Annotated in this window: 14 protein-coding genes; 6 read left to right on the forward strand and 8 right to left on the reverse strand. The window is 51.5% G+C overall.

Going from position 1 to position 22906, the window contains the following annotated elements; genetic code table 11:
• Positions 1-62: 62 nt before the first annotated feature.
• The 3 genes from DG177_RS14035 to DG177_RS14045 all read right to left on the reverse strand — a co-directional run bounded on the left by DG177_RS14035 (position 63) and on the right by DG177_RS14045 (position 4217).
• Complete coding sequence (locus DG177_RS14035) at positions 63-2216, reverse strand: FAD-dependent oxidoreductase (protein WP_108812055.1); 2154 nt, start codon at positions 2214-2216, stop codon at positions 63-65.
• A gap of 115 nt (positions 2217-2331) precedes the next feature.
• Positions 2332-3333 carry a glycoside hydrolase family 5 protein gene (locus DG177_RS14040; RefSeq protein ID WP_337658853.1) on the reverse strand — a complete coding sequence of 334 codons (1002 nt, stop codon included), beginning with the start codon at positions 3331-3333 and terminating at the stop codon, positions 2332-2334.
• Complete coding sequence (locus tag DG177_RS14045) at positions 3333-4217, reverse strand: TIM barrel protein (RefSeq protein ID WP_108812056.1); 885 nt, start codon at positions 4215-4217, stop codon at positions 3333-3335. The genes DG177_RS14040 and DG177_RS14045 overlap by 1 nt, the downstream gene beginning before the upstream one ends.
• 199 nt (positions 4218-4416) lie before the next feature.
• On the opposite strand from DG177_RS14045, the gene DG177_RS14050 reads away from it, so the two are divergent.
• The 3 genes from DG177_RS14050 to DG177_RS14060 all read left to right on the forward strand — a co-directional run bounded on the left by DG177_RS14050 (position 4417) and on the right by DG177_RS14060 (position 8756).
• The gene (locus DG177_RS14050; protein ID WP_108812057.1) at positions 4417-5436 is read left to right on the forward strand and encodes a cupin-like domain-containing protein; all 1020 of its coding nucleotides are present in this window, start codon (positions 4417-4419) and stop codon (positions 5434-5436) included.
• A 96-nt stretch (positions 5437-5532) separates the two neighbouring features.
• Positions 5533-8151 (forward strand): glycoside hydrolase family 3 C-terminal domain-containing protein, encoded by a 2619-nt coding sequence (locus tag DG177_RS14055; protein WP_108812984.1) that lies wholly within the window; start codon positions 5533-5535, stop codon positions 8149-8151.
• Between the two features lie 29 nt (positions 8152-8180).
• Positions 8181-8756, forward strand: a complete 576-nt coding sequence (locus DG177_RS14060; protein ID WP_108812058.1) for a hypothetical protein — start codon at positions 8181-8183, stop codon at positions 8754-8756.
• Here DG177_RS14060 and DG177_RS14065 read toward each other — a convergent pair.
• The 4 genes from DG177_RS14065 to DG177_RS14080 are packed head-to-tail and all read right to left on the reverse strand — an operon-like array spanning position 8751 to position 14922.
• Positions 8751-10322 (reverse strand): tryptophan 7-halogenase, encoded by a 1572-nt coding sequence (locus DG177_RS14065; protein ID WP_108812059.1) that lies wholly within the window; start codon positions 10320-10322, stop codon positions 8751-8753. The genes DG177_RS14060 and DG177_RS14065 overlap by 6 nt on opposite strands.
• Positions 10312-11844 (reverse strand): tryptophan 7-halogenase, encoded by a 1533-nt coding sequence (locus DG177_RS14070; protein WP_108812060.1) that lies wholly within the window; start codon positions 11842-11844, stop codon positions 10312-10314. Before DG177_RS14070 ends, DG177_RS14065 begins: the two co-directional genes overlap by 11 nt.
• Before the next feature lie 10 nt (positions 11845-11854).
• A complete protein-coding gene (locus DG177_RS14075; RefSeq protein ID WP_108812061.1) occupies positions 11855-13384 on the reverse strand; it encodes a tryptophan 7-halogenase in 1530 nt (509 codons plus the stop codon).
• Positions 13381-14922 carry a tryptophan 7-halogenase gene (locus DG177_RS14080; RefSeq protein ID WP_108812062.1) on the reverse strand — a complete coding sequence of 514 codons (1542 nt, stop codon included), beginning with the start codon at positions 14920-14922 and terminating at the stop codon, positions 13381-13383. The genes DG177_RS14075 and DG177_RS14080 overlap by 4 nt, the downstream gene beginning before the upstream one ends.
• A gap of 284 nt (positions 14923-15206) precedes the next feature.
• Here DG177_RS14080 and DG177_RS14085 point away from each other — a divergent pair, with 284 nt between their 5' ends.
• The 3 genes from DG177_RS14085 (at position 15207) to DG177_RS14095 (ending at position 21653) form a co-directional block, all read left to right on the forward strand.
• The gene (locus DG177_RS14085; RefSeq protein WP_337658855.1) at positions 15207-18296 is read left to right on the forward strand and encodes a TonB-dependent receptor; all 3090 of its coding nucleotides are present in this window, start codon (positions 15207-15209) and stop codon (positions 18294-18296) included.
• A 118-nt stretch (positions 18297-18414) separates the two neighbouring features.
• A complete protein-coding gene (locus DG177_RS14090; RefSeq protein WP_337658856.1) occupies positions 18415-21006 on the forward strand; it encodes a glycoside hydrolase family 3 protein in 2592 nt (863 codons plus the stop codon).
• 221 nt (positions 21007-21227) lie between these two features.
• On the forward strand, positions 21228-21653 hold the full coding sequence (locus DG177_RS14095) for a nuclear transport factor 2 family protein (RefSeq protein ID WP_108812986.1): 426 nt from the start codon (positions 21228-21230) through the stop codon (positions 21651-21653).
• 123 nt (positions 21654-21776) lie between these two features.
• On the opposite strand, the gene DG177_RS14100 is transcribed toward DG177_RS14095, so the two are convergent.
• Positions 21777-22904, reverse strand: a complete 1128-nt coding sequence (locus DG177_RS14100) for a helix-turn-helix domain-containing protein (protein ID WP_108812064.1) — start codon at positions 22902-22904, stop codon at positions 21777-21779.
• Positions 22905-22906 lie beyond the last annotated feature (2 nt).

Here is a 22906-nt window from a genome sequence, read left to right on the forward strand (position 1 = left end):
CGCCTTTGCGCGAAACCCTCAAAGGGACCTTGTACACTCTGTAAACTTAGTAGCTCTTGGGCCTAGCTCCGCGCCCAGTTGAAATAGCGCTCCAGCCATTTGAGTGCCCATTCCGGCTTGTGCTTCTTGCGCCATTCTCCAGCGGCAAATTTATTCGCTTCCGCCATGGTAGGATAGGTGTGAATTGTGCCGAGGATCTTGCCAAGGCCTAGCCCGTGTTTCATGGCTAGGACATATTCGGTGAGCAATTCACCGGCATTCTGGCCGACAATGGTGACTCCCAATATCCGATCTTTGCCTGGCGGCGTCAGCACTTTGACAAAGCCCTCAGTGGCGCTTTCGGCAATGGCGCGATCAAGATCATCAAGGCCATACTTTGTGACCTCGTACTCGATGCCTTCTTTTTCGGCCTGTTGTTCGTTGAGGCCAACATGCGCGATCTCTGGATCGAGAAAAGTCGTCCACGGCAGAAATTCGTAACTCGGCTTGAACTTTTTATACCGCCCGAACAGCGCATTGACTGTCGCGAACCATGCCTGATGCGAGGCATTATGGGTTAGCTGATAGGGGCCGGCAACATCACCTGCGGCATAGATATGCGGAAAAGTGGCCTGCAGATGTTCGTTGGTTACCAATGTACGATCTGTTTCAACCCCAAGCTCTTCAAGACCAAAACCTTCAAGCCGGGCGGCGCGACCAACAGCGATCAGCAAGTCGTCAAAGGGAAGAGCCTGTTCACCGCTATCATTCTCGACGATGATCATTTTGGCGCCATTCTGCATTTCGGTACGTAGAGCCTTGTGGCCGCAGAGTAGTGTGACACCGGAATCAGCCAGCGCTTTGGACGCGATTTCGGACACATCCTCGTCCTCTATCCCCATAACCCTGTCTGCCATCTCGATCAGGGTGACATTGCTGCCCAGACGCGCGAAGGATTGCGATAACTCACAGCCGATCGGGCCTCCGCCAAGAACGACCATCTTTTCCGGAACGTTGTCACGCTTGGCCATTTCCTCCCATAGCGTATCGCTGGTCAGAAACCCGGTATCTTCCAATCCAGGCAATGGCGGAACGAACGGTCGGGCTCCGGTTGCCAATACAATAGCCTTGCCAGTCAGCGTCTGAATATCACCGTCGTTGCGCTCAATCTCAACCGTCCAGGGATCGGTCAACCGAGCATAGCCCTGCACGACATCGACTCCCAAGCCTTCAAACCGCTCTACGCTATCATGCGGTTCAATCGTCTTGATAATGTCTTCAACCCGGGCAATCACATTCTTGAAATTGATGACCGGCTTGGTGGCCGTCAGACCATAGCGATCGGCATGCTGCATTTGTTCGGCGATCTTTGCGCTTTTGATAAGTGCTTTTGATGGAACACAGCCATAGTTCAGGCAGTCACCACCCATTTTCCCAGACTCGATCAAAGTGACCTTCGCATTGATCGTCGCAGCGATTAGTGAGGATACCAGTCCGCCTGAGCCCGCTCCAATGACGATCAGGTTACGGTCGAACTTTTTGGGTCGGGTCCAGCCTTTGTAAACCTTCCGGTTTTTGACAAACCCGATAATCCCTTTGGCAATCCAAGGGAATATGGCCAACAGGACAAAGGAACCGATGACCGAGAGAGAGAAGACTTCACCTACCGAGTTCACCTGCGACAGCTGAGTGCCTGCATTCACATAAACGATAGTGCCGGCAAGCATGCCAATCTGACTAGCGATGAAATATTTCCACACCCGCATCTTGGTGAGGCCCATCAGCAGGTTCACAACAAAAAATGGAAAGGCCGGAACTAGCCTGATCGAGATTAGGTAAAAAATGCCATCGCGCTTGATACCTTCATTGATATTTTTGAGCCGCTGGCCAAATTTACTCTCAACCCAGTCGCCCAGCAAATAGCGGGATGTGAGAAATGCAATGGTTGCACCAATGGTTGACGCAAAGGAGACAATAATCGTCCCGACTAAAACGCCAAACAACGCTCCTGCAGCGAGTGTCATCACTGCGGCGCCAGGAATAGACAAGGCTGTGACTGCAACATAGATCAGAAAAAATACACCAATGATGAGCAGTGGATTGGCTCGATATTGGGCATCGATGGCGTCTTGCTGTGCCTTCAGGTTTTCAAGAGTCAGTTGGGACCCGAGATCATAGTAAAAAAATGCAAATATCGCCGCTACGATGACCGCTAGCAGTAATAGTTTCTTCGCCATGTCGGTTTTCCCTTAGCCCGCTTGAATAGAATGATTTTCTGGTATTCGCCGGTAAGGCATAACGGGTTACACCGTTCCCGTCGATTCCGCTTTTCGGGTTTGTTGATTCAGAAAACTAGTTGTCTTTCAAGCCCATGGCATCGAGCATTCCGGGCAACCACTTTTTTGTTCTGCTGTCATAGAGCGGAAAGGTATTGGTGTAAGCCCAGGCGCACATACCAATGCCGACAGCGTCAAACGCGGTCCGGACCGCTTTTTGATATTGGACCCGCTCGGCAACCGGGATAGCATCTATGGCGCCAAATTCGCCCATAAACGGTGTTTTTCCTGTACGAGCGATATAATCGCGGATCTTTTGAACGTCGTCTTCAAGCGCTTTTTGATCTTCTTCGCCGCCATATTTTTTGCCCAAAGGTGGCGGGTTATCAACCCAGGTCGCCCCCTGATGAGTGAAGGGGAAAGGGTCGTAATAGTGAAAGGTTGGGACGATGTGCGGATCATCTGGCAGCGGTAATGTGGCCAGGGATTTGATTCCGCTCCATAGCTCTCCGCCGATAATAACCGGTCGATCAGGATTGGTTTCGCGAATGGCTGCCAATGCAGGTTGCAGCGTGGCGAGCAGATTTTTATGAGTTAGCTGATCATGAGGTTCGTTCTCAATCTCGAACCAGAGATGCTCAGTTGGTTCATTGGCGAAAGCCGCCGCAATCTGTGTCCATAGTCCAGCGAGACGCGGTGCATGTTTGGCCGGTTCCTTGTATAGTTCCTCATAATGATGGTCGTCCAGGATCACATTGAGTCCTGCTTCTCGAGCCAAGAAGACGACATGCTTGACGCGATTCATGAAAGATTTTCGAATGGTGTAGGGGGAATTTTCATCGGCGTGCGCTGACCAGCGGACAGGCAGACGGATTGTATCAAAACCGGCGGCCGCGATGATCTGAAAGTCATTATCGGCAATCTTGCGTCCCCAATCCCCCTCCTGTGGTGGTTCGAGATGATTACCCATATTGACGCAGCGGCCAACCGGTAGGCTGTCGGTTTGCGCTGTGGCGAGTGCGGAACTGAATGTAAGGGCAGCGCAGATCGTGATAGCCACTAGCTTTTTGCGATTCATTATCTTCTCCTTTGAACAGGCGGCGATTGGGAATGGAAGGATTGAAAATAGGCAAGACTGCGGCGCAATGTTCGGAAGGGATCGGATGAGACATCATGTTCAGCGATCAAATGTGTGATGCCCGCCAATTCCGACTGCTGCAGCACGGCGGGAAAGTCGATCCGTCCATCGCCAGCATCGACCATGGCGGTAGTTTGCACGTCCATGTCTTTCGCGTGAATCAGTGGAAATCCGCCAGGATAGGCTTGAAAATATGGCTCAGGGGAACGTCCCGCGAACGTCAACCAATAGAGATCAAGTTCGAATGAAACGTAGCGGCGATCTACGCCAGCGAGCAGCAAGTCATAGGGCTCGATGCCATCGATTGGTTCAAACTCGAATTCATGGTTGTGATAGGCAAAACGGATGCCCTGCTGATGAGCGCGGCGGGCAACATCGTTGATGATCTCGATCCAGGTTTCCCACTGGGCCAACGTCTGTCGCTCTTCAACCGGTAGCCACGCAAGGATCATATATTCGGCGCCCAGAATGCGTGTTTCCTCGATGAGTCCATCTGGATCATCTCGCAGACGCTTCCAGGTGATATGTGATCCCAATATTTGCAAATCCAGCGCGTCAGTCATGGAGCGCACATGAGCAGGATCCTGGTCGAAAAGCCCAGCGAGCTCGATCTCCTGATAGCCGAGAGCTGCAACTCGCCGCAGAGTCGTGGCAAAGTCCGACTGCAGCTCATGACGGACTGTATAGAGCTGTGCGGCGTGGCTAATGCGCGAATCTTCAGTGGGCGCGGATGAAGCGTTAGGAGACTGCGACATGGTGCAGGATGACAGTAGGGCTGCCGCCAGCATGATCAAATATCGCAGTCTTTGCCTGGCATGTGGCATGGGCTAGCAGGTTCTCTCCATTCGCAGGTTTTGGCGTTTGCCTTAAGGGCCGCATCGGAACGAAACGGCGACCGCGATCACGAAGATAGGACGGGATAGAGAATAATGTCAACGTTGTCTTTTACTTCTATGATTGAACTGCTAGACCTTTGTGGGTCAAATTTGGATGCTGGCTAGGATCATATGGAAAGGGCTTGCAATGGTTGAGTTGGTCGCGCCCAAGGCATTGGAATCGCGCGAGGCTGTGACGCGGCATATATTCGATACGGAAATCCGGCCAACCGGCAAACCATTGATATTGAAGGGGCTAGCCGCAGATTGGCCCGCCACCCAGGCGGCCGTGCGGTCCACTGACGATATTGCCTCCTATCTGACAGGGCTCGCCAGTGATGCGAAGGTAATGACCTATCTTGGCAAGCCCGAAATGGCCGGGCGATTTTTTTACCGCGAGGATATGCGAGGTTTCAATTTTGAGCGACGCGAAATTGCGATCAAGAAAGTCATCGCCAAGCTGCTCGACATTAGCGATGATCCGTCGCCCATGCACATCTATGCTGGCGCCGGTCAATCGGCCGAATTGTTTCCGCAATTTGCCGCAGCTAATCCGATGCCATTGCTCGACCCTGCTGTCACGCCGCGGGTGTGGATAGGGAATGCGGCCCGTGTTGCACCGCATTTTGATGCATCGGAAAATATCGCAGTTGCTGTGCGCGCGCGTCGCCGGTTTTTACTCTTTCCGCCCGAACAAGTGAAGAATCTCTACGTTGGACCGTTCGAAGTGACGATGGCAGGTCCACCGGCAAGTATGGTTGATCCAACTGCGCCCGATCTTGAACGCTATCCCAAATATCGCGAAGCGATGAACCATGCGTTGGTCGCGGATTTGGAGCCGGGAGACGCCATCTATATTCCGTCGCTATGGTGGCATTTTGTTCAGTCCTTTGACCCGTTTAATGTATTGGTCAACTATTGGTGGGCCAATGAAACTGCTGGCGCTGGTCTTGCGGCAGTGGCGCATGGATTGCTTTCCATTCGCGACCTGCCATCTAATGAGAAACAGGCGTGGCGAGCGTTGTTCGATCACTATGTTTTTGGAGAGGATGCGAGTAAGGCAGCAGACCATCTTCCGGAGCATATCCGGGGTGTTCTCGGCCCCAGCTCGGCGGAACGAGACCGGAAAATAGCAGCTTTTCTGGTCGGTGGTCTAAGCGATATCTGATCAAAAGTCGAAGCGGCGGCCGGCTCAAAATAATTCTTTGACTCTCGAATGACAACGATGACATAAGGGCAAAAATTTCGATTTAGGATGGATGTCATGAAGAAATTAATCAGCTCAATTGCGCTTGGGCTCGCTTTAGCGGGATGTCAGATCAGTGATTCTGCTGATGTGGTTTCTAACGCTGATTTCCCATTTCAAGATCAGTCTCTATCCATTGAAGAGCGCGTCGACGACCTGATTTCGCGTATGACACTGGGAGAAAAAGCGGCACAAATGTATGACAAGGCGCCGGCGATTGAGCGGCTTGGTGTCCCGGCTTATGTTTACTGGAATGAGGCCCTCCATGGTGTTGCCAGGGCTGGAGAAGCAACGGTTTTTCCGCAAGCCATCGGAATGGCAGCGACATTTGACGAAGAGCTGATGTTGCGTATCGCAACCACCATTTCCGATGAAGGGCGCGCGAAACACCATGATTTTCTGAAGCGCGGCAATGCATCCATCTATACCGGTCTGACATTCTGGTCACCGAACATCAATATCTTCCGCGACCCACGCTGGGGGCGGGGGCAAGAGACTTATGGTGAAGATCCCTATTTGACTGGGCGTATGGCGGTCAATTTCGTGAATGGTTTGCAAGGGGATGATCCCAAATATCTCAAAACCGTTGCGACCGTGAAACATTATGCCGTGCATAGTGGTCCTGAAACCACGCGGCATACAGATGACTATAACCCGACCGACAAAGATCTGTACGAGACCTATTTGCCGGCTTTCGCCACCGCCATTGCTGATGCCAATCCGGCCTCGGCGATGTGCGTCTATAACGCTGTGCGCGGTATTCCTGGATGTGCGAGCGAGTTTCTTATGCAAGATATATTGCGCGAAGAACTCGGCTTTTCCGGTTTTGTCGTTTCTGATTGCGGGGCCATCGGTAATATCCATCGACCACAACATCATGATTTTGTGAAGACCAAGGCTGAAGCTGCAGCGATCTCGGTAAAGGCGGGAACGGAACTGGTTTGCGGCGATGGTGAAGGCAGTGTGTATGCGGCCCTGCCAGAAGCAGTCGAGAAAGGCTTGATCGATGAGATGACAATTGACCGCGCCTTGAAACGCATCTTCACCGCCCGGTTTAAGCTCGGCATGTTTGATAATCCGGACGAGATCAGCTTCGCCTCTATCCCGATGGATGTTGTGGGATCAGAAAAGCATCTTGCTCTTACCAAAGAAGCGGCACGCAAATCTCTGGTACTTTTAAAAAACAACGGCATTTTGCCGTTGAAAGCCGACAGGAAGATTGCAGTTATCGGACCCAATGCCGATAATTTTGATGTCCTGATCGGCAACTATCATGGCAAGCCGGTGCGTCCGGTCACGGCTCTGGAAGGCCTGAAAGCCCGGTTCGGAAACGGCAACGTCGCCTATGCTCCGGGCAGCTCACTTGGCGGCTCGATGTTCACCCATTATCAACCGGTTCCAGCTGCGGTGTTGTCACATCGGGATGGCGATGGTTTCGCGCCTGGTATTAAGGCAAGCTACTACAAAGGCGAAGAAGTTCAAGGAGAGCCTGCCCGCGAAGCAGTTGAGAAAACGATCGATTTTGAATGGAAAGGATCACCAGCCACAGACGAGATTGATGAAGCATTCACCGCAGTCTGGGAGGGATATATCAGCCCAGCGAGTACCAGCCGCTATCGGTTCGGACCGGATCTGAAGGTTGAAATCGATGGTAAGGAAGTGGCAACGGACGGTGTCAAACTCACCAAAGGCGAACGGCACGCGATCAAGGTCAGCCTGTCTATGGCGCCTGTATGGCACAATAATGTGATCGAACCGATGGCGCGGCTGGAATGGCTCGATCTAGACCGTGACCTGACGGCTGAAGCTATGGCTGCGGCAGATAAATCGGATGTGATCCTGTTTTTCTCCGGCCTTTCTGCAAAGCTTGAAGGTGAAGAAATGTCAGTTGATGTCCCCGGCTTCGTCGGAGGAGACCGAACCTCTCTCGACCTGCCAGCGGAACAGCTGGCGCTGCTCAAAAAGCTGCAGGCGACCGGTAAGCCCATTGTCTTGGTCAATTTCTCCGGTAGTGCTGTCAACCTGTCTTGGGCAGACAAAAACCTGCCAGCCGTGGTGCAAGGTTTCTATCCAGGAGAAGCGACCGGTCTTGCCGTGACTGAATTGTTGCTGGGGGACTATAGCCCTGCAGGCCGTTTACCCGTAACTTTTTACAAGGATCTGGGCGGGATGTTGCCGCTCAATGACTATTCTATGAAAAACCGGACCTATAAATATTTTACGGGAACGCCCGTTTATCCATTTGGTCACGGGCTAAGCTACACGCGCTTTGCTTATTCAAATCTGGTGGTACCGGAAACACATGATCCTTCGAAACCGCTGACCCTCAGTGTGACTTTGACCAACAAGGGCGAGATGGATTCCGATGAAGTGGTTCAGGTCTATGCTTCCCGCCGTAATGGTGAAGCAGATGCACCGCTCCGCACTCTGGTGAAGTTTGACCGCGTTATTGTTCCAGCGGGTGGATCGAGAATAGTCTCTTTCACCATCGCGCCTAATAAGCTGCGCTTTGTCGATAGCGACGGTTCGCGCAAAGCCTATCAGGGAACGATTGAGTATAGCATCGGGTCCGGTCAGCCGGGCAGCGTGGCACCGGGAGCCAACATTACAAAAAAGGTCCGTTTTTCGGGAAGCTAAGAACATAAATCATGCAGGGGAGTTCAGTCATGATCATTCGCAATTCCGTCATTGCCTTGTGCGCAATATTTCTAGTGGCTGGTACAGCCATAGCGAAACAGCCCAATGCCGTGCTGCAGGCAATAGACGATGCCTTGCCGGGCACATTGATCAACGATCCGACGATCGTGGATTGGGTTGTTTACGGCAACAGCAAGAAGCCAAAACAGGTCAGTGCGCCGGAAACGCCGGGCCAATTCGCTATGCAGCTTAAAGTCGCCAAAAAGGGCGCACAAAAATATGACATGGGTGTGAATGTGCCAATCAGAACGGGCATCACATCAGGAAATATGATTACCGTGGCATTTTGGGCGCGTGCGGTGAAAGCCGAGACCGCTGACGGCAGTGGCATTGTGGGCGTGCGGATCAATGAAGACAAAGCGCCCTATGATGGCTTTGGCGATCAGGACATAAAAATCGCTAGCAATTGGAAGCTGTATGAAGCGAAAATGCGGGCGACGATGACAGTGGCGGCGGGGCAAGCTGTAGCCGGATTTCAGCTGGCAGGTGCTAAGCAAACGATTGAGATCGGGCAGGTCTATGTGCTCGATATGGGCGCATCATAGTTTAAACGGATCCTCTTCCCGCACCGGCGTAGTTTGCGATATCGGAGCGGTTTTTTGTGTCATTTGAGCGCTGCAGTGCTCCTCAATAAAGGCTTCATGGGTTGGCAGGCTCGCCGCCGCGCGACCAATTACGTCTTTTATGGCGTTGAGCCGCTGCTTGGTTTCTTCGGCGCTGATTACGCCGGCCACCGGATGATATTGTTCCGGAAAAATACCTTGTCCCGTCATCACTGCTAGCCAACTGGGTTCGGCGAAAATCTCATTTTCGTCGCGAAAAATGCGCCCCGCCTGACGGAACAGTTTCAGCTTGCCAGACAGAAATTCCGGAATATCCATCGTTCGCACATGGTTCCAAAATTCGGAATCGGACCGCTCGGTGGCATTATAGTGCAGGATCAGGAAGTCACGGATTGTTTCAAATTCCTGATCGATAAGCGCATTGAACTTCTGCCGGTCGACCGGATTGAAATCGCCGGTGGGGAAGAGTGAAATCAATTTCGAAATGGCGCTCTGAATCAGATGAATGCTGGTGGACTCCAAAGGTTCGAGGAAGCCGCTGGAAAGGCCGATGGCAACGCAGTTATTCTTCCAAATCTCACGGCGCTTTCCGGTTGTGAAACGCAATTGCCGGGGTTCTGCTAGCACTGGCCCTTCGAGCGTATCGACCAGTGTTTGCCGCGCTTCCTCATCACTTGTATATTGGCTGGAGTAGACATAGCCGTTGCCGACCCGGTGTTGCAGCGGAATACGCCATTGCCAGCCGGCTTTCCGCGCCGTGGATCGGGTATAGGGGGTGAGGTTTCCTGTTCGCTCACAAGGTGCGGCAACGGCACTGTCGCAGGGTAGCCAGTGCGACCAGTCATCATAGCCGCTTTGCAACGTCTTCTCTATCAGCAGCCCGAAGAAACCGGTACAGTCGATAAACAATTGGCCATCTTTGATCTGGCCATTTTCCAATGTTACGGATTCGATAAATCCATCGCTGCCGCGTTGCTGAACCGAGGTGACTTTCCCCTCGGTGCGTCGGACGCCGCGCTCTTCGGCATATTGCCGAAGGAACCTAGCATAGAGTATCGCGTCAAAATGATAGGCGTATCTTATGCCCGACAGGGGTGAGTTGGGCGGCCCGGATGGCCGCGCAAACCTGCCTTCTTTTCCAGCTTGCCAGGCCAGACAATAATCTTCCAGTTCTGACGTATCGCCGGAGGCTTTTGCACGTAGCCAGAAATGGTGAAAGCTAATTCCCTCCATGTCGAGACCATAGACGCCAAAGGGATGGAAATAGCGCTCTCCCGGTCTGTGCCAGTCCTGGAATTCGATACCCAGTTTGAACGTGGCCTGTGTTGCACGCATGAATTCATTTTCATCGACACCAAGCAAGCCGTTGAATTTCATGATTTCAGGGATAGTGGCTTCGCCCACGCCAACCGTTCCGATCTCCTCGGATTCAACCAGATCTATCTGCATGGCCGATCCGCGAAATACGTTGGACAGAGCGGCGGCAGTCATCCATCCGGCTGTGCCACCGCCAACGATGACGATCTTTTCAATGGATTTAGCTGGCATAGATGGCGGCCTTACAGTTTTCGTCGATAAACTTCTGATGGGTGGGCATGACATTGGCTGAATTCATGATCACATCGCGGACATTTTTCAGGCGTGCCTGCAATTGATCTTCACCCATGGCATCGACAACCGGGTGATAGGCGGCGGTTTCCAGCTCCTGTCCTTCCATAACCGCTAGCCAGCTGGTGTCGGTGAAAAGCTCGTCATTCTCACGGAAAATTCGTCCGGTTTCTCGGTAAAGTTCCATTTTCTGTTTCAGATTATCCGGGACATTCATTGTCCGCACATGATTCCAGAAATCCGAATCTGTCCGTTTCGTTTGATGATAATGCAGGATCAGGAAATCACGGATCTGTTCATATTCCGTGACAGTCATGGCGTTGAACATATCGACATCCACCGACTTGATTTCCTGTTGTGGAAAAAAGGCGAGCAGCTTGGCAATTGCCGATTGGGCTAGATGAATGCTTGTCGATTCCAGCGGTTCCATGAACCCGGCGGCGAGACCCACTGCGACACAATTTCTGTTCCAGAATTTCTTCCGACGTCCGGTGACAAACTTCAATATGCGCGGATCGGCTAGCGGTTTGCCGTCCAGATTTTGCATCAAGATATCTGTAGCATCTTGGTCTGACATGAATGGGGAGGAGAATACATGCCCATTGCCAATCCGATGTTGTAACGGGATACGCCACTGCCAACCCGCCGCATGGGCGGTGGAACGTGTATAGGGTTCCGGATCACCGATACTTTCGCATGGAACTGCAACCGCCCGGTCACAGGGCAGCCAGTGACTCCATTCTTCATAGCCGGTTTGCAGCGCTTCCTCGATCAACAACCCGCGAAATCCGGAGCAATCGACAAATAGATCTCCTTCTATCTCTCGTCCGTCATCAAGCTCCAATTTATCTATATATCCGTTGTCGCTGCATAGATTGGCTTCAACAACCCGCCCTTCGACGCGTTTGACGCCCTTGGCCTCGGCAATTTCGCGCAGATACTTGGCATAGAGCAGGGCATCGAACTGAAAGGCATAGGCGATTTTTTCCAGCGGTGAATTGGGCGCTTGCACAGGACGCATGAAAAGATTGCGCTTGGCTGCAACGGCCTGCAGACAGTAGTCCGCAAGTGGTGTGACAGCTTCGCCGCGTGCGCGCTGGATATTGCGTTGTTTCAGCCAGAAATGGTGAAATGCAATGCCCTCCATCTCGATACCATAGCTGCCAAAGGGGTGGATATAGCGGCTGCCTGAGCTCGACCAGTTGACGAATTCTATCCCCAGTTTGAAAGTTGCATTGGTGCGAGCAACAAACTCATTTTCGTCCAGACCCAGCATAGCTTGAAAATTGACAATCTGTGGGATGGTCGCTTCACCGACGCCGACTGTGCCAATGACTTCGGATTCCACCAGCGTGATATCCGCATAGCCGTTTTTCAGCACATGAGCGATCGCTGCAGCAGCCATCCAGCCAGCGGTGCCCCCGCCGACAATGACGACTTTTCTGATGCGATTATCATTCATAGGTTGGTATTCATGAAGTGGAGTTTCCTGATTGTTGATCCTTGATCGCGACGGTGACAAGCTGGTCCATATAGGCCCTATGTGCAGGCATCGCATCGATGGTTTGTTTGAAGGCATCGACCATCCGACCCAAAGATTGTCCGACCTGAGCCATATCGATCGTCTGAGCCATTGGATCGTGGCGCCTCGGGATTTGGCCGAAGCCGATCATCATGTCGATCCAATCCTGTTCTTCAAAAGCCTCGCCATCGAAGGTTACGAACCGGCCTCGACTTTCAAATTGAGCAAGACGGATTTGCATGCTTTCAGGTAGGTCTGCATCTCGCGTTTTTCTCCAAAGATCATCAGGACGTGTGTTCAAGACAAAGGGAAGTACATAAAAATCGCGCAACTGATCAAAGGCTATCGCATTCAGCCGATTATATTCGTCTGCCTCTACATCCATATTTTTGGAAATCGGGATCAGCCCCGACAAGGTAATCGCCTGCTGGTGTAGCAACCGGATATCGGCAGAAAGATAGGGTCCAAGTGTACCGGCCGCGAGACCAGCACGAACGATATTGGCCGACCAAGGTTTGTGCATGTGATGCTGGCTGAGATGCGACAACATGGCCGATGAACCTTGATCACCAAGACGCGCTCTCGCTTGTTGATCGTTGAGTCGTGTCGAATCAAAAATTAGCGTCTTACAATCGCTGTTGCGGAGAGCTGTTTCAAAAACAACTCCGTCGTCAAGGCATCGCGCAATGGGCACCGGATGATAGTCTTGGCCTGTTCGTTGATACTGACCGCTTATCATTCGATCGAAGGGCAATAACGGGACGATGCGGCTATCCGGCGAATCCGAGGCGAGCACTCCACTCACGTCGACAAACAGGTCTGCTTCTAGCTGTTGGCCTGAAGATAAAACCACTTGGCGAATTTGGTCGCTATTATTGGCCGTTTTGATCCCAGTTATCTGGGCTTGATGATGCTCGATAGTCATCGCTGCCAGAGCTTTTTCTTTCAGTAATATGTTATAGAGCCGCGCATCCAGGCTCATGCGTGGTCGTAACATTGTCCGCGGTGACTGCGGATCGCTCGATCCATGGGTCAACTTTCCGGCAGAGGCTGCCCGTGCAGCAAAGCGAAAGGAAGAAAATATTTCCGGCAGCTTTTCTGGCTCGCCTCTCGCCATTGCAGCGCGCAAGACGATGTGATGGAAGGCAACACCATTTATTCCCGGCAGTTTTCCCGAAGGCGCGGATATAAAGTGGCTTCCATCGCCTTGCCAACCGGAGAATTGGGTTCCCAAAGACAGATTGCCATCACAGCCCAATATGAGCTCCGCGTCACTCAATCCGACCATTTTGTGAAAGATATTTTCACAATCGATGGTAATCGCGTGACCGGCCGGTTCGGTAGCTGAATCTTGCTCATCTTCGATAACCAAAAGACTGATATCGGGTGGTAATATTCTCGCGAGCAAGGCTGTCATTGACCAGATGCCGACACCGGATCCAATGATGGCGATCGTTGAGAGGGAACTGTTTTCAGTCAAGACATGACCGTTTCTGAACCGCCGTTTATTGCCGCGCCATAAGATTGGATGAAGTTCAGATGCTCTCCTGTATTGTCGACTGCGTTGGATATTTTTTCCCGAAGCAAACTGAATCGCGCTGCGATCTCTTCTGCTGACATTTTGTCGACTCGGGGATCATAGGCATCAGGGATGATATTCTGACCTGCAAATACGGCCAACCAACTGGCCGGAAGAAACAGCCCGTGAGCATATTCCGGTATAATTCCACGGCGTCTAAAGGCGTCGATTTTCTGTTTCAGGCTTTCTGGCCACTCCATATTGCGCAAGTCCCGCCACATTGGCGCATCGTCACGTTGATTGGCAACATAGTGAAGCACAAGGAAATCGCGGATGCGGTCGAACTCCAGGTCCATCACCCGGTTATATTCGTCGACATCTGAACGGTCGCACTGCTTCTCGGGAAAGAGCTCGATCAGATACGTAATGCCGCTCTGGATCAAATGAATGCTGGTCGATTCCAATGGTTCCAGGAACCCCCCTGACAAACCGATAGCCACACAGTTCTTGTTCCACAATTTCCGACGCTTGCCCGTCTTGAAAAATAGTTGGCGAGGATCAGCAAGCGCCTTGCCCTCGAGATTATCCATCAGCTGCGACGTAGCCTCATCATCACTTATATATTGATCGCAATAGACATGACCGTTGCCAATCCGATGCTGTAGAGGAATTCGCCACTGCCAACCCGCGGTTCGTGCCGTAGCTCTAGTATAGGGACCGATTGATTCAGTAGCTTTGCAAGGAACGGCGATGGCACGATTGCAAGGCAGATAATGGCTCCAATCATCATAGCCTGTTTGCAATGCCTGTTCGATCAACAAGCCTCGAAAACCCGAACAGTCGACGAACAGATCGCCCTCAATAGCGGTGCCGTTTTCCAGGGTTACAGAAGCGATATTGCCGGTTAATCCATCAGTTTCGGTACTAACAATTTTTCCTTCAATCCTTCGAACCCCTTTGCTTTGTGCAAAGTCTGACAGGAACGCCGCATATTGGCTGGCATCAAACTGAAACGCATAGGAGAAGGTGGAGAAGATCGAACTCGGATCGGGATCGGGAAGCATGAAGCGATCATTTTCGGCAGCACGCACCGGATAGCTATAATCATCCAATTTGTGCCGCTCGCCGGACGCATGCATGCGAGTCCAATAGTGATGAAAAGCCGCTGGACCAATTTGTTCGCCATAGTCCCCAAAGGGATGGATATAGCGATCGCCAATCTTACCCCAGTCACAAAATTCGATGCCCAGTTTAAATGTTGCGCTGGTTCGGGCCATTAAAGTGGGTTCATCAATGCCCAGGGTTTGATTGAAAAAGCGGATATGCGGCAAGGTTGCTTCGCCGACACCAACAGTTCCAATTTCGGCTGATTCAATCAGAGTAATGGTTGTACCTGTCGCTGATAGCTTGTGAGCAAGAGCTGCTGCAGTCATCCAACCAGCAGTGCCTCCACCGACAATAACAATATTCTCAATTGCCTGTCCTGCCTCATGTTGCATTGCATTTTCTTTCGCTTAAACGGCGCATCAGGAAGACTGGCATTGGCCCCGATCATCCAACAACGACAACATAGAAGCAATTGTTGCCGAATGGCAACGTTCGATCTGATCCATTACATTTTTATGAATATCCTTACATTCCGCCATTGACAAGCTTGTCATTTCGAGGGAAGACAGCAAATGACAAGCTTGTCATAAAGATTCGAGCACGGTGTAATAAGTGCCAAGGCCGCCGGAATTGATGGCTAAAAAGTCGATCCGGGGTTGTAGATGGGGAGGGTATTTTGAAGAAATTTATAGCTGTAGAGGCGAACGCGGGCACGATGCGGCCAGGTAAAATCCTGTCATCGGTTTCTGCCATTGCGCTTTGTTGTGTGGCGACGCAGCCGGCATTGGCGCAAGATGCTGGCGCAGAGCAGCAGGATGGAGCCGATGATGAGATTATCGTCACCGGTATTCGGCAAAGCATCAAGTCCTCTCAAGAAATCAAGCGAACGGCGGACACATTTGTTGATTCGATTACTGCTGAAGACATCGGTCAGTTACCAGACCGTTCGGTAACAGAAACCCTGCAACGTATTCCCGGCATTTCAATAAGCCGGTTCGCTGCTGCGGACGATCCGGATCATTTCTCTGTCGAAGGTGCCGGCGTTGTTATTCGCGGACTGACATTTGTTCGTTCAGAGCTAAATGGTCGCGATACATTCTCGGCGAACAATGGCCGAGCGCTTGGATTTAATGATGTTTCGCCAGAGCTTCTTGGCGCTGTTAATGTCTTTAAGCAGCAAACTGCGGACATGATCGAAGGTGGTCTTGCTGGTTCGGTGGATCTGCGGACGCGTAAGCCGTTTGATAAACGCGAACTGGTGCTTTCAGGCTCTATCGAAGGCAATTATGGCGATCTGCGCAAAAAATGGTCGCCGACCTATTCCATTTTTGCAAGCAACGTATGGAATAGTGGTATTGGCGACATCGGCCTGATGCTCAACTATTCGCGTTCCGAGCTATTTTCACGCAATAACGGCACTCAGGTTACGGACTACACGTTCCGTGATGACCTCGACCCAGCACGCACGGTGCTGGTACCACGCGGCGCAGGTGTACGATCCCAGGATTTTGATCGGGAACGTCAGTCCTACGGTGGTGCTTTGCAATGGGAAAGCAATGCAGGTGATGCTCAGGCGACGTTTGAATTTCTGCGGGTTGAAGCAAAGCAGGCATGGACCGAGCGCACTTTTGAAACCGCTGCGGATCAGTCTTTCACAACGCGCCCTGTTCCAGGGACAACATTTGGTTTCGATGAAACGGGGCAATTTACGGATGGCTTCCTAACCGATACGGCGGGTTGGCGCTCAGCAGCTAACTGTCCGGCGGGCCAGTTCGACAATTGTATTCCTTTGAACGGGTTTCAACATACCACTGGGCGCCGTTCAGTCGATCAAGAGACAACCACTCAGGACATTTCACTAAATTTGAAATTCTATCCTACTGATCGATTGTCGTTTAATTTCGATGCTCAATATATTGAATCGACGACCGAGAATCTCGATCTTTCAATCTTTGGCAGTACGTTTGCTAACGCTGCCATTGATATCAATGCGGGCGGGATTCCAGATGTTCGGTTCAGCGCTCCAACGCCTGATGGTTCAGATATTGCGGATTACTTCGCTGATCCTACACACAGTTATTACCGTGCTGCCATGGATCATCTGGAAGATAGTGAAGGGGATGAATTCGCATTCCGCGGTGATGTTGATTATGAATTTGATGATGACAGTTTCTTGCGCAAAATAAGCGCTGGTGGTCGTTTCTCCACCCGCGATCAGACAACACGTTTCTCCGTTTACAATTGGGGTGTGTTGAGTGAGATCTGGAACGGGTCGACTGGTCCGGTCTTCTTTGGCGATGTTACCGGAAGTCCAGTAGAAACCTTCGCGTTCCCGAACTTTCAGCGTGGTGATGTTAGTCAGCCAAGTGCTGCATTATATTATGGTGGTGACATTATCTCGGGTTATCGTGACGGGTCGACCATAGCGGACTTGATTAGCATCAATGATTTGTGGACCAATCCTGGCTGGAGACCATTGGCACAGCGTGGCAATGTCGTCGATGGTGGACCGTTTACGCAAGGCGAAATCAACGAGACCAGGGAAGAAACATTCGCTACCTATTTGCGCCTCGACTTTGGTTCCGATGATATCTTTGGAGGAATGCGGTTAGATGGTAATATTGGCTTGCGCTATGTGAACACCAAGTTCCAGACGCGCGGCGCATTCCAGACCCCGACACAAGGGGATGTCTTTTCCGGTGACTGTTCAATTCCGACACCAGCACCTGATGAATTCTGTCTGCTTTCACCCGAACGACAGGCGCTCGCATTTGCTTTTGCCGATGGCGTTGCGATACCGGATACGCAACAGAGCTCTTTCACAAACTGGTTGCCTAGTCTCAATCTGAAACTGGGCGTTACCGATGAACTGATTTTCCGTTTTGGTGTATCAAAAGGAATCAGCCGCCCGGAACTGGGCTTGACCCGAAACTTCTTCGTGGCGCAGCAAAATATCACTGACCTGGTTGTTGGCGGTGGCGATCTGGCGAATGGTCCATTGTTTAAAGCGGACGTGGGTAACCCAAATCTTCGGCCAGTTGAGTCAACCAACTGGGATCTATCGGCGGAGTATTATTTTAATGCGACTGGTTCCGTGACGGCATCGCTTTTTCTAAAAGATATAAAAAATGTGATAACATCGGGTAGTGAAATCGTGTCGGCGACAAATAGTGCTGGTGTGACAACCGATGTGCTGGTTTCAGGGCCATTTAACAACGGTAGCGGTACGGTTAAGGGATTTGAATTGGCTTACAACCAATTTTATGACTTCCTACCCGGACCTTTATCTGGGTTCGGTTTCCAAGGGAATTATACCTTTATTGATTCTTCGGAAATTCCGAATTCAAACTTGAATCCGACTGCTGTCAATGGTGTGCAACCTGCACCGACGATCAACAATCTACCATTGCAGGGACTGTCCAAGCATAACTTCAATGCCGCCCTGCTTTATGACAAATATGGCGTGTCAGCGCGTTTGGCTTATAGTTGGCGGTCGCGTTACCTGCTCACAACGCGAGACGTGATCTTCCCGTTCTCGCCAATCTGGCAGGACGCTTCAGGACAGCTTGATGGATCGATTTTCTACACAATCAATGAACATGTGAAAATCGGCGTGCAGGCTGTGAACCTGTTGAATGAAACGACGGTTACCCGAGCGCAGGTCGATGCACCGGACGGGTCCGGATTTGGGGATCGCGTGCTGACACCGCGCTCTTACTTCTCCAATGACCGACGCTTTACGTTTATTGCTCGCTTTAGTTTTTAGGCGAGCAAAGTCACCCGCGCGAAATGTGAGACCCCGCCCACTCCCAAGGGGTCTCACTTTCGCGCTGGTCATGATCTGAAAATTTGATAAGCGACATCGATTGATCGAAGGAGCATTTATGGCTGATACTCTATCCACTGGACCAAAGGATCGGAGCACCAGTCCGATGATATTTGCAAGTTCGGTTCTGTCCATTTCGTCACTCCTGCTCGGGGGCTGTGCCGCCAATGCCGAAAGCATCGCCCAGGTAGAGCCTGTGCTAGAGGTGGCAAACCAACCAACGATAAACCCCGAGAACTGGCCGAAAAGCGAGTCCCCGATCGCAGTCAACCCGGCCATAGAGGCACGTATTGCTGATCTGCTGTCAAAAATGACGCTGGAAGAAAAGGTGGGGCAGGTCATTCAAGCCGACATCGGTTCAGTTACCCCGGCGGACGTCAAGAAATATAACCTTGGTTCGGTATTGAACGGCGGCAATAGCGCACCGGGCGGTGACAATCGGACGACGCCGCAGGCTTGGCTGGCACTGGCCGACGAATTTTGGGATACATCGATCGATACAAGCGATGGCGGCCTTGGCATTCCGGTGCTTTGGGGGACGGATGCGGTCCACGGGCATAATAATATAATCGGTGCTACGATCTTCCCGCACAATATCGGACTGGGTGCGGCTAATAACCCGGACCTGATGGAGGAAATCGGCCGGGTGACCGCTGAGGAAATTCGTATCACCGGACAGGACTGGACCTTCGCGCCGACTATCGCGGTGGTCCGCGATGATCGTTGGGGCAGGACCTATGAAAGCTATTCGGAAGATCCGGAAATTGTCGCATCCTTTGCTCCACGACTTGTAGCAGGCATTCAGGGGCGGCCCGGTGACAATGACTTCCTGACCGGAGCCAATCTGGTGGCTACGGTAAAGCATTTTGTCGGCGATGGTGGGACAGTGGCCGGTAAGGACCAAGGCGATAACCTGATGAGCGAAGCGGATCTGCGCGATCTGCAGGCATCCGGTTATGTCCCAGCCATCGAGGCGGGGGTGCAGGTCGTCATGGCGTCTTATAACAGTTGGCATGGCGAGAAGATGCACGGCTTCAAACCCATGTTGACCGATGTTCTGCGCGGAAGGATGGGCTTTGACGGATTTGTCGTTGGTGACTGGAACGGCCATGGTCAAGTTGCGGGCTGTAAGCCGACCAGCTGTGCAGCATCTTTCAATGCGGGGCTGGACATGTTCATGGCGCCGGATACGTGGAAAGAGCTATACAAAAACACGTTAGCCCAAACGAAGTCCGGTGAAATCAGTCAATCACGTCTGGACGAAGCCGTTGCCCGGATTTTGCGAGTCAAGCTTCGCTCCGGTCTGTTTGAAGCGGGCCGCCCTTCAACCCGGGCGTTGGCTGGAAAATGGGAACAGCTAGGTTCTGATTCCAGCATGGAGATCGCCCGGCAGGCCGTTCGCGAATCTCTGGTACTGCTTAAAAATGAGGGAAGCGTCTTACCAATTAAGGCGGGCGCGAAAGTGTTGGTCACTGGCGATGGCGCAGATGATATCGGCAAGCAATCAGGCGGCTGGACATTGAGCTGGCAAGGGACCGGAAACGAGAATAGCCATTTTCCCAAGGGTCACTCTATCTATGGCGGACTGAAGCAAGCGATTGAAGCCTCAGGTGGTCAAGCCTCATTGAGCAAAGACGGAACCTACCCGTCGCGGCCAGATGTAGTGATCGTAGTCTTTGGCGAGGATCCCTATGCCGAATTCCAGGGAGATCGTCCGCATGTTGATTTCGAACCGACCGAGCCGCTGGAACAGCTCAAAAACTACAAGGCGGCGGGTATTCCAACCGTGGCGGTCTTTTTGTCCGGTCGGCCGATGTGGGTGAATCCCGAATTGAACGCTGCTGATGCCTTTGTCGCTGCCTGGCTTCCTGGTTCGGCAGGACAAGGCGTGGCCGATGTTTTGGTCGCCGGTTCTGATCGTAAGGCAGCCCATGATTTCAAAGGACGGCTCAGCTTCTCCTGGCCTGGATCGTCTTATCAGACCGGCATCAACAAGGGCGATGATAACTATGCACCGCTCTTCGCCTATGGCTATGGCCTGAGCTACGCACAGCCGAGAAATGTCGGCATGTTGAGCGAGAGTGAAGAACTGGCCGGCGCGACCAAATCCGACATTACATCAATGATGATGGCCGGTGTTGCGCAATCACCCTGGGTAATGGGCGTGACAGATGCACGGGGCTATCGCGCGCTGGGCGACAGTCGCGGCAAGTCGCTGGCGGAAACGTTGGATATTATTGCAACGGATCGGGCAGCGCAGGAAGATGTGCGGCAATTGACCTGGTCTGGCCCTGCCGACTTTTTGATCTCTACCAATCCGGTCGATATCTCGCGGCAGGCTAACGGCGATATGGCGGTGCAATTTGACTATCGCGTGGAAAGCGCACCAGCAGGTTCAGTGATGCTGGGCGGCGCATGCAAGGCGGATGAACCCTGCGACGGCCTAATTGATGTGACAGGCAGCATGAAGGCAGCCGCTGGGCAGGGTTGGAAGATCGGCAAAATCAAGTTGAGCTGCATGAGCGAGGCGGGTGCCGACATGACCCGCATCACATCGCCATTTACGTTGCGCAGTGAAGCAGCATTTTCGGTTTCCCTTTCCAAAATCATGATTGTCGAGAACAGTGGAGACGCAAGTTGCTCTCTTTGACTGCCAGGAGTTGATCAACTGCAGGCAGGGGTGAAGCTCGACACATTCAAACGAATACCTACGGAATCGAAAGAATGTCTGCATCAAGTCGAAAGCGGACATGAGTTTAGATCATCGTTTTCTATCTGCGCGCATCACCCCTCTAGAAACTGATGCGACGAATCCTTATAGGGTTTGTCTATCAGGTCATTGATGCAGCTTACCATATTGAGATTCAGTTCATGGCATTCATCCCCATTATCATCACAGCAGCTGCGGTAAGTCAGCCAGCTTCAACGGATGCAGCGACGCTTGCTGCGATTGATGCGACGTGTCATGATTATGTTGATGGTCAACTCGAGGGTGACCCTGATCGTGTCGCCCGCGCGCTGCATCCCGATCTTGCCAAACGTGCGATCGTTGGAAAGCAGCCCTATGAAAGTTTCGGGCTGCGGCGGATGACCAAAGAGGAGTTGGTTGGTCTCACCAAGCGCGGTGCTCTCAAAACGCCGAAATACAAGTGGGACCGCAGTTGTAGAATTCTAGATGTGACCGGTAATGCCGCCTCGGTTCGGCTAGAAACACCGTGGTTTGTCGACTATTTTCATATGGGAAATTTTGACGGAAAATGGTTGATAGTGAATGCATTATGGTACGTTAAGAAATAGTGGGACCGCGGCCACTATAGCGATTGCTCGCACTAGGAACCTTGAAATCCAAAGCCGGTAAAGTCCCGAATGCCGACGCTGAGAATCTACCAATAGTCTTTCTTTTGTACGTCATCGGTCAATCTAGTCTTTTAGATTCTTTCGATATTGAGAGGGAGTCACACCAGTGTTTTTCTTGAAGGCGTGATTGAATGTTGCCTTTGATCCAAAGCCGCAATCATAAGCGAGATTTATCAAGGGCAGCTCGTAGCCATCAGCAACTATGCGTCTTTTGAATTCTTCTATGCGATACCCATTGATATATTCATAGAAACTTACTTCTGCCTGAGAGTTGATCACTTCGGACAACAATCTTTGGTTTATTCGTAAGTGGTTTGCGAGAACCGTCAGGCTCAAATCGCTTTCGAGATAGGGTTTATTTCGAGACATCACGCTTTCAAGATCTTTAAATAGCGTACCCAGTAGCACCGGATCGTTTTTGTGTCCCGTTTCCTTCGGCCGGTTTTGATCAAAACCGGCAGTTATAGACTGCGTTTGCAGATAGCCTTGGGTACCAATCCAATATGTGCCAAGCGACAGAAAAAGAAGGAAAGGATAATAATATGGGATATCAAGGCTATCTCCGAACCGGACGACGTCTATCGCTCTTAGAATGAACCATAGAAAGAAGAATATCGTGTAGAGAAGCACGGGTTTCTGTAACCAGTTCAATGTTCTTTCATGGATATCGGAATGGTTTTCTTTGATCCATTTTGCGTATGTCACGAGAATTCGATTCGTCAGAAACAGATATATAAAAATCGATATAATTCCTCCTGCTTGTTCCACCATCCAGATGAAATGATCGCTGTTGATGGGTTCGGCAAAAAAGTAAAATACGTGCCGTTGATAAAATGGGCTGGCGTAATAGGCGATTTCGAGCACGACCGGCAGAAAATGAAGAAAATCTAGCTTGCCTAGATGGAAGCGGGAATTCGTGAGCGACTTTGTGTAAAGATAGAGTGATGGCCCTAGGCCATATAAAAGTTCCACGGATAGAAATGAGTAACCCAGCGACCTTATGAAGCCTATATCATGCAGCACTACTCGCAGCACAGGTAAGGTGTAGAATAGCAGCATGAGCGACAACAAGAAGTTGCCAGTTCTCTGGTTTCTTCGAGATAGTATAAGCAACAAACTGATCATCAATCCGTGCAGTGCCCCGATCAGGATGACCAGGTTCCAAACGTTCAGATTGAGAGATAAGTCCATAA

The organism is Sphingorhabdus sp. Alg231-15 (genome assembly GCF_900149705.1).
Taxonomy (GTDB): Bacteria; Pseudomonadota; Alphaproteobacteria; order Sphingomonadales; family Sphingomonadaceae; genus Parasphingorhabdus.

Bases quoted from the DNA above. Each gene is read 5' to 3' on its own strand.
- DG177_RS14035 (WP_108812055.1), bottom strand. From the start codon at position 2,216: ATGGCGAAGAAACTATTACTGCTAGCGGTCATCGTAGCGGCGATATTT.
- DG177_RS14040 (WP_337658853.1), bottom strand. From the start codon at position 3,333: ATGAATCGCAAAAAGCTAGTGGCTATCACGATCTGCGCTGCCCTTACA.
- DG177_RS14045 (WP_108812056.1), bottom strand. From the start codon at position 4,217: ATGCCACATGCCAGGCAAAGACTGCGATATTTGATCATGCTGGCGGCA.
- DG177_RS14050 (WP_108812057.1), top strand. From the start codon at position 4,417: ATGGTTGAGTTGGTCGCGCCCAAGGCATTGGAATCGCGCGAGGCTGTG.
- DG177_RS14055 (WP_108812984.1), top strand. From the start codon at position 5,533: ATGAAGAAATTAATCAGCTCAATTGCGCTTGGGCTCGCTTTAGCGGGA.
- DG177_RS14060 (WP_108812058.1), top strand. From the start codon at position 8,181: ATGATCATTCGCAATTCCGTCATTGCCTTGTGCGCAATATTTCTAGTG.
- DG177_RS14065 (WP_108812059.1), bottom strand. From the start codon at position 10,322: ATGCCAGCTAAATCCATTGAAAAGATCGTCATCGTTGGCGGTGGCACA.
- DG177_RS14070 (WP_108812060.1), bottom strand. From the start codon at position 11,844: ATGAATGATAATCGCATCAGAAAAGTCGTCATTGTCGGCGGGGGCACC.
- DG177_RS14080 (WP_108812062.1), bottom strand. From the start codon at position 14,922: ATGCAACATGAGGCAGGACAGGCAATTGAGAATATTGTTATTGTCGGT.
- DG177_RS14090 (WP_337658856.1), top strand. From the start codon at position 18,415: ATGGCTGATACTCTATCCACTGGACCAAAGGATCGGAGCACCAGTCCG.
- DG177_RS14095 (WP_108812986.1), top strand. From the start codon at position 21,228: ATGGCATTCATCCCCATTATCATCACAGCAGCTGCGGTAAGTCAGCCA.
- DG177_RS14100 (WP_108812064.1), bottom strand. From the start codon at position 22,904: ATGGACTTATCTCTCAATCTGAACGTTTGGAACCTGGTCATCCTGATC.